The organism is Pseudomonas sp. GW821-FHT09C10, assembly GCF_059418085.1.
Genome location: NZ_JBWKPE010000006.1, coordinates 75,098 through 89,858, shown reverse-complemented (window position 1 = coordinate 89,858; position 14,761 = coordinate 75,098). Strand labels below are relative to the sequence as shown.

The following is a 14,761-nucleotide window of genomic DNA, read 5'->3' as shown; positions in this document are numbered from 1 at the left end:
TGATTTTTTAAAGGCGTCATTTAGGGTGGGGATTAACTTTGAACGGGTTTTTCCTCATTCGCTTCCAGATAATAAGAGCGGTGAGTTGATAGTAATACCGGGTGGCGTATGAATGGCCTTTTAGGTGCTGAGTAAGAAACCAGTGCACATGTTTGAGTTGCCAGGCCCAGGGATTATGTCGTTGCCATCGCTGGTGAATGGCCGTTTGCATGATTCGGGCTTGCCGTAGATGGCGTTGTTGAGTGGCCTTTGAGCCAGTTAAGACACCGCTGAGGAACAGCCCCATATCGAAGGGCTTGGTCATGCTCGAGCTCCAATGTAGCCCGAAACCACATCGATTCGGTGATGCCCAAGCTCAAGGCTGATTTGTCGTCGCGCCTGCTGATCAAGGTCGCGGTCAATGCGATAGCATTGGCCGCCATTGATGGAGGCGGGGTGGCCCGTGAGCTGTGTATAACGTTCGCAGGCATAGGCCGCTCGCAACTCATGGAATCCCTTCAACCCTTGCTCCTGTAGTAATTCACGGGCGGGGCGTACGGTCTGTTGCAGGAACTTGGCGTAGCTTTCGTCTCGGGTCAGCAAGTTGCGGCTGTGGGGTGGCGAAGCATGACGAGCTACCTGCAAAGCCGCCTTCACCTCTTCATTAGCGACGATCCATCGCGGCGCTGATGTACCTGAACGTCCGCCTTTAGTGCCGTCCTGAATGTTGATGTGGCCGAGACGCTGTGCTTCACGTTGCAAGCGTGGCAGGTCAGCCAGAATCGCTTCTCGCAGACGCATGCCGGTTGCTCGGGCCAAACAGACAATCGCGGCTACGCGGTCGTGTTGCCGTTCGTGAAGCGCTTCAATTACTCGCTTTACCTGTTGAAGATCTTGGCCATCCGGTGCACGGCTGCGTACGCTTGATCGCTGCATGCCGAGTGCCTTGCTCGGACTGGTGATTTTCACGTACTGATCACCACGTAGCGCAGCGAGAGTGCGGTTGACGCTGCTGAGGCGGTTCTGCGCGGTAGAGATGCAGAGTTCACCTTGTTGGATCTGCTGGCGAAGATACGCGGCGTAACTTTGCAATGTACTGCGATCTATCTGGCGGGCATCGTTGTAACCGGGGCCGTCCTCTGACCGACACCACTTCACAAACGCCTGCCAGCGATCGCTATGCGCTTTGACCGTGGCGAAGTGGCCGCCGACAAACAGATCCTTCAGTGCTTTCGGGCCGGCGTAGCTGAGCTGGCGACCGTAGCCAAAGTTGCGCCCATCACGTCGACCGACCAATGCCATCTGTTTCACCGTTTTTGTTGTCTTGCAGAAAACGCAGCACGGATTTCCAGTGGGCGCTGATTTTGTTCACCTGTTGCCAATGTGTGGGTCGAATCAGCAGAGCATTTTGCTGGTGCCGCAGCATTACCCCTTCTTCGCGCAACTGCTGGATCAGCAAGCTGATGTCGTCAGGACCTAGGGTGGATGTGGCGACTGCGGCGACAGTGGTGACAACCCCCGCAGTTGCTGGCCTAGCGCATGGCGACAAGTCGGCGACAGAAGTGGCGACACACTGCAACACTGGTCGTGTTTGGTGCTGCGCCTGATACCGACGCACTGCGTCATTGAGGCGGAACATGGCGCACCACGAAAGTTTTTGCATCGCGGCTGTTCAACCAGTTATGCGTGATCAGCTCGACGAGCAGCGTGGCGGTGTGATGACTGCTCTTGCGGGCAAAGCGAGGGCCGTTCCGATTGAGGTCGCGAATGGTGAATTGGGTCCAGCCTTTTTGCTTCAGCCAGCGCAGCAGTCGATCCGCTTCCTCACGCAAAGTGTTGATTGGTTCTTGTTCGGTCAGGCGCTGGATCTCAGCCAGGTAGTAATCCATCAGCGTCGAGGCACGTTGAATATGGTGTTCGCCCACCACATTGGCGTCCTCAATTACCGCCAGCACTCCAGCGATGCGCAGCACGTTGGCCGCCGCTTTTCCCGCGACGGATTGGATGCCCGCCAGCTCGCCGAACTCGCCAGACTGGCATTCGATGGTGTCGTGAATATCAATCCAGGCATTACGAGCGCTGGGTGTCAGTTCCAGTCTGGCTGGGTTGAGTGAGCCGTCCTTATGCCGCGACAACGGCTCATCCAGCAGGGCAGTGATGCGTGCTTGGTAGCGCTGGACCTTTGCATCTCGCGTCAGGTCGATTGCCTTGTACAGCCGCCGACCAACCAGGCGCTCGGGCCAACTGATCAGGCAGCGGCCGAGGATGCCTTGACCATTGAACATTCGATCTTTGAGTAGCTGGTTGGCCAAGTAAGGTTGCAGCATAAGATGCAGACTGAGACGACGATCATAGGCCCGCAGGCTTTCCCCAGGCATGGAGCGAGCTCGGTCAATTGGGCTGCCATCCCACAGCGACGATAGGGTGGTGATAGCTTTGAGTTGGTTCTCTTTGCTCATGGTGCTGCTGCCCAGGAACTGGCCACCTTCATCGTTGAATAACCCCATGCTGGGCAATCCATGGCACAGGCTTTTGATCAGCGCCTCGATGGTGGGCTCGGCGACGATTAGCCTGGGCGGTACGGGTTCGGGTAGCTCACGAGCTTCGGGTTTTCCGCGAATAGCTACGCGATAGGTTTTCAGCTGATCCGAATACAAGGTCCATTGATGTCGCTCCCATTCCCGCGCGGCTGTCAGCGCCAAGTGATCCACCGCGCTTTTGCGATCTCCCGACGACGCCACCGTCAGCATGTACAGGGACAACGGGTAGGTGCGGCCATCGAGATGCACATTGGCGTGAGGCTGGCTCACCAGAGCAGCCGTGGCCAACACCGATTGCGCAGCCATGGCGCAGGGAACGCAGATGACCTCAGCCATTCGTTCGACGGCTGGGCTTAGAATCTGTCCCAACGCTTCGACCGGGTAAGCCAATGGTTCGGACTGATATTCCAGCAGCGGCCGTGGTAGGTCGAGCGCTTCGCACAGTTGCATCGCCATTCTCCTGGTGCTCTGGATTTTCCCTCACTCTTCCCGCCTCGGTTGTTGAGTGTTATCAGGGATCAAGGCCCCTGCTGCCTGTGAGGGTTGTCCACTGACGCGGGACGGGCGGCTCCTTACGGCCGGGAGCTTGGGCATCTCATGATCTGGCCCCCTGAGCACTTCGGGTGAAGTGGGCGGGTGGAGGCTGCGTTGGCTGACGAGACCAGCGCCGCGAGATCCTGAGTCGGATGGGGGCCGTGAGGCGATGACCGGGGCGTTCCTGACTGTCAGTCAGGTGCAGTCCATTCCATTGGCTACGGCACCATCATCTGCATCGCTGTTGCCGGTGACATCGGGGTTTGTCACGCCGATTGTCACTGGGACAAAAGCCGCAATGCGTTGTGCGGTAAGGGCTGCGGCAGTGGTTTCGACGCCCGTCTCTTTCCAGGAGAAAGAGACGGGCGAACGGTTGGCGCAAAAAGTTGGCCGAGCAGAATGGCTGCTGCAAGGCGGTATCGTTAAGTGGTTGCCGCCGTGGGCATAGATGTTGAGTAGGCATCCATCACTCTGGCGAGTAACCGTGCGAGCCTCCGGGCGCTAATCGCACTTGGGCTGAACCACCGCTAGAGCGGCGTGACCTTAAAGGTTCGGGTCACCTGGGAGCTGCCAACGGCAGCGCTTTGAGTCTTCTTTCTATCGTCCGCGTATAGTTGGGTCAACCAGATTGCGCGCAGTCGATTGCGCCAACCAGCGGAGCTGGAATGCCTTGGTCGTGAGTGGCGTTGGATGGACGATGAGCCGTTCGTCGTCTTTTAAATGTGAGCCCCAGCGCATGGGAATGCGGAGCCTTCCTATGCGCTGGGGCTTGGCCGGAGGAGCGCAGACATGCAGGAGGTTTGGCGACAGTCGCCACTTCTGTCGCCATGCTGCGGGTCATGGATTACGTGGGTTGTCGCCGGTGTCGCCGCTGTCGCCAACAGAACTGTCACTGCGTTTGAGGCGTTACGTCTACCGGTGCCATCCGTTGAGTGCTTAGCGTATCGGCACGGCGTTGGGGTCCTGCGTTTGATTGATCGCAGATGCCAGCAGGCTGCCAGTGGCAGCCTTCTGGATATGCTCACTTTACCAAGCCATCATCGGGCGGCGGCGTTCTATGTCGTCCGCGCGGTTGTACCTGACAGCCTCACCCGCTAATCGTTACACTGCGTGCACCTTGTCAAGCCGGCGTTTTCCCGGCTTGGCTTATTGCACGCAGTGTTGCTGCGCTGGGCAGTAAACCTATTACTCAATTCAGGCAGTCATAAGCAGTGATCACAGGCGCTATCAAATCCCAAGTTGACCAGATCTGGAATGCGTTCTGGAGCGGCGGTATTTCCAACCCTATGGAAGTCATCGAGCAGATGACCTACCTGCTGTTTATCAAACGCCTCGACGAGTTGCAGACGGTTAAAGAGCGCAAGGCTGCGCGCACCGGGCAGCCGATTGATAATCCGATTTTCAGTCCCTACCAGGCGCATTTGCGTTGGGCTGCGTTCAAGGCGCTGGGTGATCCCGCCAGTTTGTACGCGCTGATTGCCGACAAGGTATTCCCTTTTATCAAGTCGCTGGGCGGTGAGGATGGCGAGTCCACCTACGCCGGGCATATGAAGGATGCGCGTTTCACCATTCCCAACCCGGCGCTGCTGGCCAAGGTGGTGGACATGCTCGATGCCATCCCCATGGAAGATCGCGACACCAAGGGCGACCTCTACGAATATATGCTCGGTAAAATCGCCAGTGCTGGGAAGAACGGTCAGTTCCGCACGCCCCGGCACATCATCAAAATGATGGTCGAGATGATGGCGCCCAAACCGTCGGACACCATCTGTGATCCGGCCTGCGGCACCGCCGGCTTTCTTGTCTCCGCTGCCGAGTACCTCAATATCCACTACAGCCACGAGCTGTACCAAGACGACGCCAGCGCCAAACGCTTTAACCATGACACCTTCCACGGTTTCGACTTCGACAGCACCATGCTTCGCATCGGCTCCATGAACATGCTGTTGCACGGCGTGGAAAACCCGGCGATTGAAAATCGTGACTCGCTCAGCGAAGGCCACGCCGGTGTTGAAGGGCAGTTCAGCCTAATTCTGGCTAACCCGCCGTTTGCCGGCAGCCTGGATTACGAGAGCTGCGCCAAGGATCTGCAGCAGATCGTTAAAACCAAAAAGACCGAGCTGTTGTTTCTCGCGCTGTTCCTGCGCCTGATGAAAGCCGGAGGCCGCGCAGCGGTGATCGTCCCAGACGGCGTGTTGTTCGGCTCCAGCAAGGCGCACAAAACCCTGCGCCAGATGCTGGTGGAAGAGCACAAGCTGGACGGTATTGTCTCCATGCCCTCCGGCGTGTTCCGCCCCTATGCCGCAGTGTCCACGGCGATTCTGCTATTTACTAAAACCAACTCCGGCGGCACCGATAACGTCTGGTTCTACAACATGCAGGCCGACGGCTACTCGCTGGACGATAAACGCAGCGAGCTGGATACGAGTAAACACGACAGCAACAACATACCCGACATCATCGCCCGCTGGCATAACCGTGCCGACGAAACCGGCCGCGCGCGTACCGAGCAGAGCTTTCTGGTACCCAAGGCGGAAATCGTCGGCAACGACTACGACCTGTCAATCAACCGCTACAAGGAGGTAGTGTACGAACAGGTGCAGCACGAAGCGCCGCATAAAATTCTGGCCGAGTTGAAGGAGCTGGAGGTGGAGATTATGCGGGGGATGGATGAGTTGGAGGGGATGTTGCTGTGACCTCAACCTATTTCACCCGGCTGGGCGATTTCGCCAAAGAAATAAGTCGCAGGGCTCCTTCAGAGGCGAACCTTCCCGTTTACTCAGTCACTAAGCATCAAGGGTTTGTTCCAAGTCTGGAGTACTTCAAGAAGCAGGTTTTCAGTCGAGACACCAAAGGGTACAAGATGGTTGCTGCGGGTGAGCTGGCCTATGCAACCATCCATCTGGACGAAGGTTCTATCGGGGTTTGCCCTGAACTCTCACTAATAAGTCCGATGTATACGGTCTTTAGCGTCGATGAAACCAAAGCAGACGCTACTTACCTTGAGCGCTTTCTGAAGTCACCAAAGGCTCTCTCAGCTTACCCAACACTTTCTAAAGGTTCAGTACACCGGCGCGCTGCAATCTCATTTGGCAGGCTTGCCGAGCTACCTGTCCCGCTCCCCCCGCTTCCCGAACAACGTCGCATCGCGGCGATTCTGGACAAAGCCGACGCGTTGCGCGCCAAGCGTCGCGAAACCATTAGCAAGCTCGATCAACTGCTGCAATCCGTATTTTTAGAAATGTTCGGCGACTCGGTGACAAATCCGAAGGGCTGGCCAATAGTCGCTTTATCCACGTATGGCACCGTTGCTACTGGGAATACCCCGCCTCGGTCTTTGCCTGAGAATTACGGTCCCGGCATCGAGTGGATCAAATCCGACAATCTCAATACGCGGCATGATTACGTCACCCAAGCAGATGAGCAGCTCAGTCATGCAGGGGAGAGGACTGCAAGAGTCGTCTCGTCCGGCAGCATACTCGTGACCTGCATTGCTGGAAGCTTAAGCTGTATTGGCAACCTTGCCATTGCTGATCGCCGCGTTGCCTTCAATCAACAAATTAACGCAATCACACCGCATAGTACGCCGTCGGAGTTTCTTTACTTCTTGCTGAAAACTTCCAAACCATTGATACAAGGCGCATCTACTAATGGGATGAAAGGTATGGTGAACAAATCGAAGTTCAGCGGGATTCAGCTGCCCGCACCACCAATCGAGCTGCAAAAAGAGTTTTCTCGCATTTTTCTTGAAATGCACACGCATCGTTTATTGGCGGATGCGGCATTAGCAAAACAAGAAGCTTTGTTCGCAGGTCTGCAGCAACACGTATTCGAAGGAAAACTATAACCCCGTCGTCAACAGGTGTTTCCCAGCACGCCAAGGAACAGGCAACCCCATATGGCTCAATTTTTCCCCGCCCGCACCACCTGCCGCTTCGAAACGCCCGGCGAACGCCGCTTGGCGGAGCGCTTGGAGAAGAAGCTCGAAGACGACTACCTGTGCTGGTTCAATGTCCCGGTGGGGCCAAAGGCGTTGCAGCCGGATTTTGTGCTGCTGCATCCGTTACGCGGGCTGCTGGTGCTGGAGGTCAAGGACTGGAAGCTCGACACCATCCAGGGTATGGATCGCGACCAGGCGAAAATTTATGCCGACGGGCTGCTGAAAACTCTTAAGAACCCCATGCTGCAGGCGCGGGCGTATGCCATGGAAGTGGTGATGATGTTGCAGAGGGATCCAGCGCTAAAACAGCCCGCCGGTTCGCCGCATGCTGGCAACCTGATCATGCCCTTCGGCTGGGGCGTGGTAATGGCGGCGATTACCCGTAAGCAATTTGAGGGGACTAATCTGGCCGAGGTGCTGAATCCGCAACAGGTACTTTTTCAAGACGAAATAACCGAGACGGTGGACGCCGAAGTCTTCCAGCAAAGGCTGTGGAATATGTTTCACCATATCTTCCCTTGCCAGTTGAGCCTGCCCCAGATCGACCGCGTGCGCTATCACCTGTACCCCGAGGTACGAGTGAACATGCTGCCGGGGCAGTTCGGTTTGTTCGCAGAACAGCACGCGCCACTTCCAACACTGATCAAGGTCATGGACTTGCAGCAGGAGCAACTGGCGCGCTCGCTTGGCGACGGTCATCGGGTGATTCACGGCGCGGCAGGTTCCGGCAAGACTATGATCCTCGGGTATCGCTGTGCGCATCTGGCACAGGTGTCGAATAAGCCGGTGTTGGTACTCTGTTACAACAAATCCCTGGCAGGTCGCTTGCAACAGGTACTGGCCGAGCGCGGCCTGAGCGATAAGGTCAAGGTGCGTAATTTTCATGCCTGGTGTTCGGACATGCTCACCGCGTTTAACGTCGATCGTCCGGCGCAGAATTTGTCGGTCGACGCGAAGATGGCGCAGATGGTTGAGAACACCATCGACGGTGTCGACCGAGGGCAAATTCCACGGGCTCAATACGCGGCGGTGCTGATCGACGAGGGCCACGACTTCCAGCCAGAGTGGTTCAAGCTGGTGGTGCAGATGATCGACCCAGAGAGTAACTCGCTGCTGGTGCTATATGACGATGCACAGTCGATCTATCGCAGCAAGGGTAGTAAAAAAGGCATGGATTTCAGCTTCGCCAGCGTCGGTATTCAGGCCCAGGGGCGTACTACCATCCTTCGGTTGAATTACCGCAATACCGTGGAGGTATTGTCGGTGGCGCGCGCTTTTGCCGTCGAGCTGCTTACCGCCCGTGATGCTGCCGAGGATGGCGTGCCAATTGTCGCGCCTCAAAGCGCTGGTCGACGGGGGGCGTTCCCCGAGCTGCTACGTTGTGAATCCGATTGGCAAGAATACAACTGCATCGTCGAGCGTATCCGCGATGAGCAAGGTCAGGGCCGTGCGCTGGATGACATGGCGGTAATCTACCGAAGCACCTCCCAGGCCCAACACATCGAGCGGGCTTTGAGTGAGGCTGGCATCGCCTTCGCCTCGGGCCAGTCAGCCAAGGGCCGCAGCACGTTGTATGGAGCCGAGGACGCAGTCAAAATCGTCAGTATGCATTCGAGCAAGGGCTTGGAGTTTGGCATGGTGCTGATTCCTGGCCTAGGTGACATGCCGAAAAAGGGCGAAGACGAGGTCGACGAGGCGCGTTTGCTGTATGTGGCCATGACTCGCGCGATTGATCGGCTGGTGATGACCTATCGCGCCCCTTCCAGCTTTACCCTCAGGATTCAGGATTCAATAGGCAGCGTGCGCCAGCACCTGGACGAGATGGACTCACAGAAGGCAGCCGGTTGATATGAGCAACTTTGAATTTCTCATCCCCGAATTTAAAGCGCTGTTTGAGCCGGCCAAGGGCGCGGAACAACTGGTGTATTCCGACCCTCGTGCCTGTTGCATGCGTACCCGGCATGCTCTGGAGCAGACGGTGCATTGGCTGTACGAGCATGACCGTGACCTGCGCATGCCTTACGACAACGGCCTTAATTTGCTGTTGACTCAGGTGGAGTTTGTGCGCCTGTTGCCGCCGCAAATCCATCAGAAGGCGCGCTTGATTCAGAAGTTCGGCAATCAGGCGGTGCACTCCAATCAACCGATTGGCTACAGCGATGCGATGAAGTTGGTGCGCGAGCTGTTTCATGTGCTGTTCTGGCTGGCGCGCACCTATACTCGCGCCAGCGAACCAAAAAGCATCGACGCCGCGTTTGACGAAAAACGCGTGCCGCAGTTGGTCAGCGTTAGCGAGGCGGCAGCCTTTACTCGTGCTGAGCTGAAAAAGCAGGAAGCCAAATTCCAGCAACAGATTGCGGCCCAGCACGGCACCCTCGAAGCCCGAGAGGCGGCGATTGCCGAGCAAGCCGCAAGCCTAAGTGAACGCGAGTCGTTGCTGGCGCGACTGGATGCCGAGATGGTTGCCACCCGTGCAGCGCTGGCCCAGGCCAAGGCGACCAATATCGCAGTGCCGGACAACCATGATTACGACGAGGCCGACACCCGCCGTTTGTTTATCGATGTGCTGCTGCGGGAGGCTGGTTGGGAATTGGGCAAAAACGCTGACGCCGAAGTGCCAGTCAGCGGCATGCCCAATGGGCAAGGCGAGGGTTTTGTCGATTACGTGCTATGGGGGTCCAACGGCAAACCGTTGGCGGTGGTGGAAGCCAAGCGCAGCCTGAAAGACCCGGACATGGGGCAGCAGCAAGCCAAGTTGTACGCCGATTGCCTGGAAGCCGAGAAGGGCCAGCGCCCGCTGATTTTCTACAGCAACGGTAACCACACCTGGCTGTGGGACGACCGCCGTGCGCCGCCACGCGAAGTTCAGGGTTTTTACACCCGCGATGAGCTGGAGTTGGCGATTCAGCGGCGTAGCCTGCAAACCGACTTGCGCGAACTGCCGATCAATAGCGAGATTGTTGAGCGGGCGTATCAACACCGGGCGATTCGAGCGATGACCGAATCACTGAGTCAGGGCCGCCGCGCCGGTTTGCTAACCATGGCCACCGGCACTGGCAAGACGCGGATGTCGATTGCCCTGATCGAGCTGTTGATGCGCGGCAACTGGGTCAAACGTGTGCTGTTTCTGGCTGACCGGGTAGCCCTGGTAAAACAAGCCGCAAATGCCTTCAAGGAGTTCCTGCCGGACTCCAGTCCTGTCAATCTTGTTACCGACAAAAATGGCCAAGGTCGGGTGTATCTGTGCACCTATCCGACCATGATGGGGTTGATCGACCAGATGGAGGGCGACCGTCGCAAGTACGGCGTTGGCCATTTCGACCTGATCGTGATCGACGAGGCGCACCGCAGTGTTTACCAGAAGTACGGCGCGATTTTCCGTTACTTCGACAGTTATCTAGTGGGCCTGACCGCTACCCCGCGTGACGAAGTGGATCGCGATACCTATCACCTGTTCGGTCTGGAAACCGGTGTACCGACCGATGCCTACGGCCTGAGTGAAGCGGTGGATGATGGTTATCTGGTGCCGCCTAAGGCTTATTCGGTGCCGATCAAGTTTGTTCGCGAAGGCATCCGTTACGACCAGCTCAGCGATGATGAGAAAGAGCACTGGGAGTCGCTGGATTGGGGCGATTACAGTGCCGAAGGTGATGCACCTACCGAAGTGCTAGCGTCTGAGGTCAACAAGCAGCTATTCAACGAGCCAACCGTTGACCTGATGCTAAAGCACTTGATGCAAAATGGCCTGACAGTGGAGGGTGGCGACAAGCTCGGCAAGACCATTATTTTTGCAGTGAACCAAAAGCACGCCGATTTTATCGCCCGGCGCTTCAATCATCATTACCCGCACTTTAAGGGTGAGTTTGCCCGGGTTATCACCCATGCGGTGAGTTATGCGCAGACCCTGATCGATGACTTCAGCAGCAAGCTGAACAAGCAGCCGCAGATCGCCATTTCTGTGGATATGCTCGATACCGGCATCGACGTGCCACAGGTGTTGAATTTAGTGTTCTTCAAGGCCGTCCGCTCAAAGGTGAAGTTCTTGCAGATGATTGGCCGCGGCACGCGCCTATGCTCGGACCTGTTTGCGCCGGGTGTGCACAAGCGCGAGTTCGCCATCTTCGATTTCTGCGCCAACTTCGAATACTTCAACGAAAACCCCAAAGGCGCTTTGGGCGGTACGGCCGAACCGCTAGGCAAGCGGTTGTTCAAAGCGAGGCTGGATCTTCTGTCGTTGTTAGCGCCGAGGGACGTTCGCGAACCTGTAGATCTGGCAGAAACCAGAGGCCGGTACGATGCCTTTGTCGAGCTGCGCACGGAGTTGACCGACGAGCTGCACGACGAAGTCGCGGCGATGAATAAGGACAACTTCATCGTGCGTACCGAACTTGAGCACGTAATCCGCTTTGCCGAGCGTGAAGTTTGGAATGCGCTGGATGATGCAGCGCTGGGTGATCTGCGCAGTCACGTCGCCGGCTTGCCGAGTGAGCGCGCTCCTGAGCACATCACCGCCAAGTTGTTCGATCTCCTGTGCATGAATTTGCAGCTGGCGTTACTTCGCTCGACCAGCGACTTCGTGGCGTATCGTGACAAGGTGGTCGAGCTGGCCAGCCAGTTAGAAGTGATGGACAGCATTCCGGCAGTGCATACTGAACTTGCGTTGCTTCAGGACGTGCAAACCGACGAGTACTGGCAGGACATCCGCTTGCCAATGCTTGAGCAACTGCGGCGCAAGATGCGTGAGCTGATCAAGTTTATCGAACGCCGCCCGAGCAACCCCGTTTATAGCGTGCTGAGCGACGAGATTGGCGAAGCGACTGTAGTAAACCTGAAAGATTTCAATACCGGCATCAACCTGGAGCAGTACAAGAAAAAGGTCGAAGCCTATATCCGTGGCAATGAGAACCATGTGGCCATCGCCAAGCTCAAGTTTAACCGGCCGCTGACGCCGAGCGATCTGAGCGAGCTAGAGCATTTTGTCTACGAGTCGGAACCGGTTCAGAGTCGCGAGCAGTTCGAACAGTGCTACGGCACTGACCAACCGCTGACACTGTTGATCCGATCATTGGTAGGCTTGGATCGCAATGCCGCAAAAGAGGCTTTCGGTCTATTCCTCGACGAGAACCGCTACAGCAGTCAGCAGATTCGTTTTGTTGAAATGATCATCGAGCGTCTAACCCGGCAGGGCGTGATGGAAGCGGGTCAACTATATGAACCGCCTTTTACCGCGCTGCACCACGAGGGATTAGACGGTGCGTTTGGCGACGCGGATGCCAACGCGATCATTTCGGTGATCGCCTCAATCAAACGCAGTGCGGCAGCCTGATGGTGACTGACCCAATCATGGGCGCTGCCCGGTTTGCGCTGGCGTCGGGGTTGTAGCGTTGTTGGCTAAGCGCTTGGCGACATTCGCCACTTCTGTCGCCACGCTGCACGCCACGGATTACGCGGGTTGTCGCCATCCGGTGAGTTCTCAGCGTATCGGCACGACGTTGCGGTCCCTGGTTTGATTGATGGCGGATGCCGATAGGCTGCCGGTGGCCGCCTTCTGGATATGTTCACTCCACCAAGCCATCATTGGCCGCCGGCGTTCGATGTAATCCGCCCGGTTGTAGGCGCTTCGAACTTCGTCTTTATCGACATGCGCCAGCGCGACTTCGATTAGCTCCGGATCCCATCCATGCTCGTTGAGGATTGTGCTGGCCATGGAGCGCATGCCGTGGCTGACCAAGCGGTCCTGAAAGCCCATTCGTTTCAACGCCATGTTGGCTGTCTGGCTATTCGCGTGAGTGCGCGGGTTTCTATCTGACGGGAACACATATTCCCTGTGGCCGCTTTGGGGCTTAAGCGTCTCCAATAACGAGAGTGCATGTTCGGTCAGTGGGATGGTGTGCGGACGACGCTTTTTCATTCGCTCCGCAGGGATGGTCCAGATGCGTTTGTCGAAGTCGATGTCTGCCCATCGAGTGGTAGCCGCCTCGGCAGGGCGGGTCATTGTATGAAGTTGCCATTCGATCAGGCAGCGGGTCGTCCGCTTGATGCTGGCGTTCGCGATTTCCATCATGAGCTCCGGAAGCTCATCAGGTGGTAGCGCGGCCATATTCTCTTTCTTGGGTTTCTTGAACACCGCTCGAATGCCGCTGAGAGGGTTGGCAAAGATCATTCCGGAGTTGACGCCGTAGGTCATGATCTCATTAAGGCGCTGGCTCACTCGCTTAACAGTCTCGAGGCTGCCTTTGGCCTCAATCGGGCGAAGGAGCTTGATGACCATCGGGGCATTCACTTCCGATAACGGCGTTGATTTCATACTTGGAAAAACATGCAGTGTGAGCGAGCGCCAGATGTCTTCGGCATACGCTGGTGTGACGGAGTCCTTCTTCAATTCGAACCAGGCGGTGGCCACGTTCTCGAACGTGTGTTCCGTTTCAGCCCGTTTGGTTTCCAGCAGCTCATTGCGCTGAGCTTTGGGGTCGATGCCCTGCGCAAGCAGCTCTCTGGCCTCAACGGTTTTCTTCCTGGCTTGCGCAAGAGAAACCTCGGGATAGGAGCCGAGTGCCATGTTGATTCGATTCTTGGTGACAGGATGCCGGTAGTTGAAATTCCACTGCATCGAGCGATTAACCCTGACTCGCAGCTGGAGCCCGTCGCCATCGGTGAGGACGTAATCCTTGTCTTTCGGTTTGACCGCCTTGAGCTGGCGGTCGGAGAGGCGGGAGGTTTGAGCGCACATGAGAAGTACTCCATGACACCTTTTGGTATTCCCAAGATTAGCGCCGGGTAGCCGGGAATACCATTGGGAATACCAAACCGCCTGGAACTCAAAAAAATTGGATAGCCTCCAGTAGCGCTGAAAACCCCGTGGTTACTGGATTTCGGGCACAAAAAAAGACGTCCATGGACGTCTTTAGATGTTGAAGTGGTGGAGCCGGGGGGATTTGAACCCCCGTCCGCCAGTACTCCGCTGTCGGTACTACATGCGTAGCCGTTTCTATTAAGTTAACCCTCAGCGACCCGAAGGGCAGGGTGCTTTGGGCGAGTTGTGTAAGTTTTAGCCGCTTCGTCCACAACGTACTGCACGGCGATTCTGTTCTATATGACAATCACTTTGGGTTTACAGACATCCCCTGGTGATTGCTGGACCCGAAGGTACCAGAAGCTCAGGTCTAAGGCTGCTTACGCAGCGATAGCGAATTCCTGGCCGTAGTTTTCGTCATTGGCAACTATAAGTAGTTGCAACAGTGGATTTACGAGTTCTGTTACCAACTCGGCATGCACCTAAAGTTTCGCGACCGGCGTCGAATCCTAAACGGCCCCGTGCTTGTAACTCGTTGTTTCATAGTGAGTGACAAGCCTGTGCAGTGTACGCCAAACGGTCACGGAAGGCCAACCCGAAGGTTGGCCCTATCGTTTACTGGCCGCCTTTTTCGAGGTTCTGCAGGTCTTGCAGGGCCTTGGAGGTGATTTCGATGCACTTCTTGTCATCACCGGCGGCGTGGGCGGCCTTGGCTTGGGAGACGGCTGTGTCGATTTCGCCGCTTTTGCCACTGGTGTCGGTGGCGAGCAGCGCTTTACCGTTGTTGATTTTGTCCAGGTTGATCTTACACAGGTCGGGCTCGCCAGCGGCGAAAGCAGGGGAGGCCAACATCGCAGCGGTAATGAACAAGCCAGCAAGAGCGGAACGCTTCATAGGGTATCTCCTCGCGCAAAAAAGGCTCGACGCTGCTGGCGTTCATGGGCTGCCAGCGACATCACAGATGGGCCTCGTGCG

Annotated in this window: 10 protein-coding genes, 1 other RNA gene and 1 pseudogene; 4 read left to right on the top strand and 8 right to left on the bottom strand. The window is 56.6% G+C overall.

Translation table 11 applies throughout. The annotated features are described in order from the left end of the window. Positions 1–16: 16 nt before the first annotated feature. The 5 genes and pseudogenes from AC07OT_RS13795 to AC07OT_RS13775 form a co-directional block, all read right to left on the bottom strand. Complete coding sequence (locus AC07OT_RS13795) at positions 17–304, bottom strand: hypothetical protein (RefSeq protein ID WP_495108303.1); 288 nt, start codon at positions 302–304, stop codon at positions 17–19. Then, positions 301–1,281 carry an integrase domain-containing protein gene (locus AC07OT_RS13790; RefSeq protein ID WP_495108302.1) on the bottom strand — a complete coding sequence of 327 codons (981 nt, stop codon included), beginning with the start codon at positions 1,279–1,281 and terminating at the stop codon, positions 301–303. Before AC07OT_RS13790 ends, AC07OT_RS13795 begins: the two co-directional genes overlap by 4 nt. After that, entirely contained in the window at positions 1,259–1,618 is a 360-nt protein-coding gene (locus tag AC07OT_RS13785) for a hypothetical protein (protein ID WP_495108301.1), read from the bottom strand. The genes AC07OT_RS13790 and AC07OT_RS13785 overlap by 23 nt, the downstream gene beginning before the upstream one ends. Beyond that, positions 1,602–2,969 carry a YfjI family protein gene (locus AC07OT_RS13780; RefSeq protein WP_495108300.1) on the bottom strand — a complete coding sequence of 456 codons (1,368 nt, stop codon included), beginning with the start codon at positions 2,967–2,969 and terminating at the stop codon, positions 1,602–1,604. Before AC07OT_RS13780 ends, AC07OT_RS13785 begins: the two co-directional genes overlap by 17 nt. A 1,020-nt stretch (positions 2,970–3,989) precedes the next feature. After that, positions 3,990–4,130: pseudogene (locus tag AC07OT_RS13775) on the bottom strand (integrase); the annotation flags it as partial. Positions 4,131–4,264: 134 nt separating this feature from the next. On the opposite strand from AC07OT_RS13775, the gene AC07OT_RS13770 reads away from it, so the two are divergent. The 4 genes from AC07OT_RS13770 to AC07OT_RS13755 are packed head-to-tail and all read left to right on the top strand — an operon-like array spanning position 4,265 to position 12,319. Next, the gene (locus tag AC07OT_RS13770; RefSeq protein WP_495108299.1) at positions 4,265–5,749 is read left to right on the top strand and encodes a type I restriction-modification system subunit M; all 1,485 of its coding nucleotides are present in this window, start codon (positions 4,265–4,267) and stop codon (positions 5,747–5,749) included. After that, the gene (locus AC07OT_RS13765; protein WP_495108298.1) at positions 5,746–6,900 is read left to right on the top strand and encodes a restriction endonuclease subunit S; all 1,155 of its coding nucleotides are present in this window, start codon (positions 5,746–5,748) and stop codon (positions 6,898–6,900) included. The genes AC07OT_RS13770 and AC07OT_RS13765 overlap by 4 nt, the downstream gene beginning before the upstream one ends. 51 nt (positions 6,901–6,951) lie before the next feature. Next, entirely contained in the window at positions 6,952–8,841 is a 1,890-nt protein-coding gene (locus tag AC07OT_RS13760) for a DEAD/DEAH box helicase (RefSeq protein ID WP_495108297.1), read from the top strand. Position 8,842: 1 nt separating this feature from the next. Then, on the top strand, positions 8,843–12,319 hold the full coding sequence (locus AC07OT_RS13755; RefSeq protein ID WP_495108296.1) for a DEAD/DEAH box helicase family protein: 3,477 nt from the start codon (positions 8,843–8,845) through the stop codon (positions 12,317–12,319). A 147-nt stretch (positions 12,320–12,466) separates the two neighbouring features. Here the strand turns inward: AC07OT_RS13755 and AC07OT_RS13750 are convergent, their stop codons facing one another. From AC07OT_RS13750 to AC07OT_RS13740, 3 genes are all read right to left on the bottom strand, one after another. After that, the gene (locus AC07OT_RS13750) at positions 12,467–13,723 is read right to left on the bottom strand and encodes an integrase domain-containing protein (RefSeq protein WP_495108295.1); all 1,257 of its coding nucleotides are present in this window, start codon (positions 13,721–13,723) and stop codon (positions 12,467–12,469) included. 187 nt (positions 13,724–13,910) lie between these two features. Next, positions 13,911–14,307, bottom strand: a transfer-messenger RNA (tmRNA) gene (ssrA, locus tag AC07OT_RS13745). 94 nt (positions 14,308–14,401) lie between these two features. Then, positions 14,402–14,680 carry a PA2433 domain-containing protein gene (locus tag AC07OT_RS13740; RefSeq protein WP_065938289.1) on the bottom strand — a complete coding sequence of 93 codons (279 nt, stop codon included), beginning with the start codon at positions 14,678–14,680 and terminating at the stop codon, positions 14,402–14,404. Between the last annotated feature and the right edge of the window lie 81 nt (positions 14,681–14,761).

What these genes read in the sequence shown, in the direction of transcription:
- AC07OT_RS13795 (WP_495108303.1), bottom strand. Translation starts at nt 304, where the DNA reads ATGACCAAGCCCTTCGATATGGGGCTGTTCCTCAGCGGTGTCTTAACT.
- AC07OT_RS13790 (WP_495108302.1), bottom strand. Translation starts at nt 1,281, where the DNA reads ATGGCATTGGTCGGTCGACGTGATGGGCGCAACTTTGGCTACGGTCGC.
- AC07OT_RS13785 (WP_495108301.1), bottom strand. Translation starts at nt 1,618, where the DNA reads ATGTTCCGCCTCAATGACGCAGTGCGTCGGTATCAGGCGCAGCACCAA.
- AC07OT_RS13780 (WP_495108300.1), bottom strand. Translation starts at nt 2,969, where the DNA reads ATGCAACTGTGCGAAGCGCTCGACCTACCACGGCCGCTGCTGGAATAT.
- AC07OT_RS13760 (WP_495108297.1), top strand. Translation starts at nt 6,952, where the DNA reads ATGGCTCAATTTTTCCCCGCCCGCACCACCTGCCGCTTCGAAACGCCC.
- AC07OT_RS13755 (WP_495108296.1), top strand. Translation starts at nt 8,843, where the DNA reads ATGAGCAACTTTGAATTTCTCATCCCCGAATTTAAAGCGCTGTTTGAG.
- AC07OT_RS13750 (WP_495108295.1), bottom strand. Translation starts at nt 13,723, where the DNA reads ATGTGCGCTCAAACCTCCCGCCTCTCCGACCGCCAGCTCAAGGCGGTC.
- AC07OT_RS13740 (WP_065938289.1), bottom strand. Translation starts at nt 14,680, where the DNA reads ATGAAGCGTTCCGCTCTTGCTGGCTTGTTCATTACCGCTGCGATGTTG.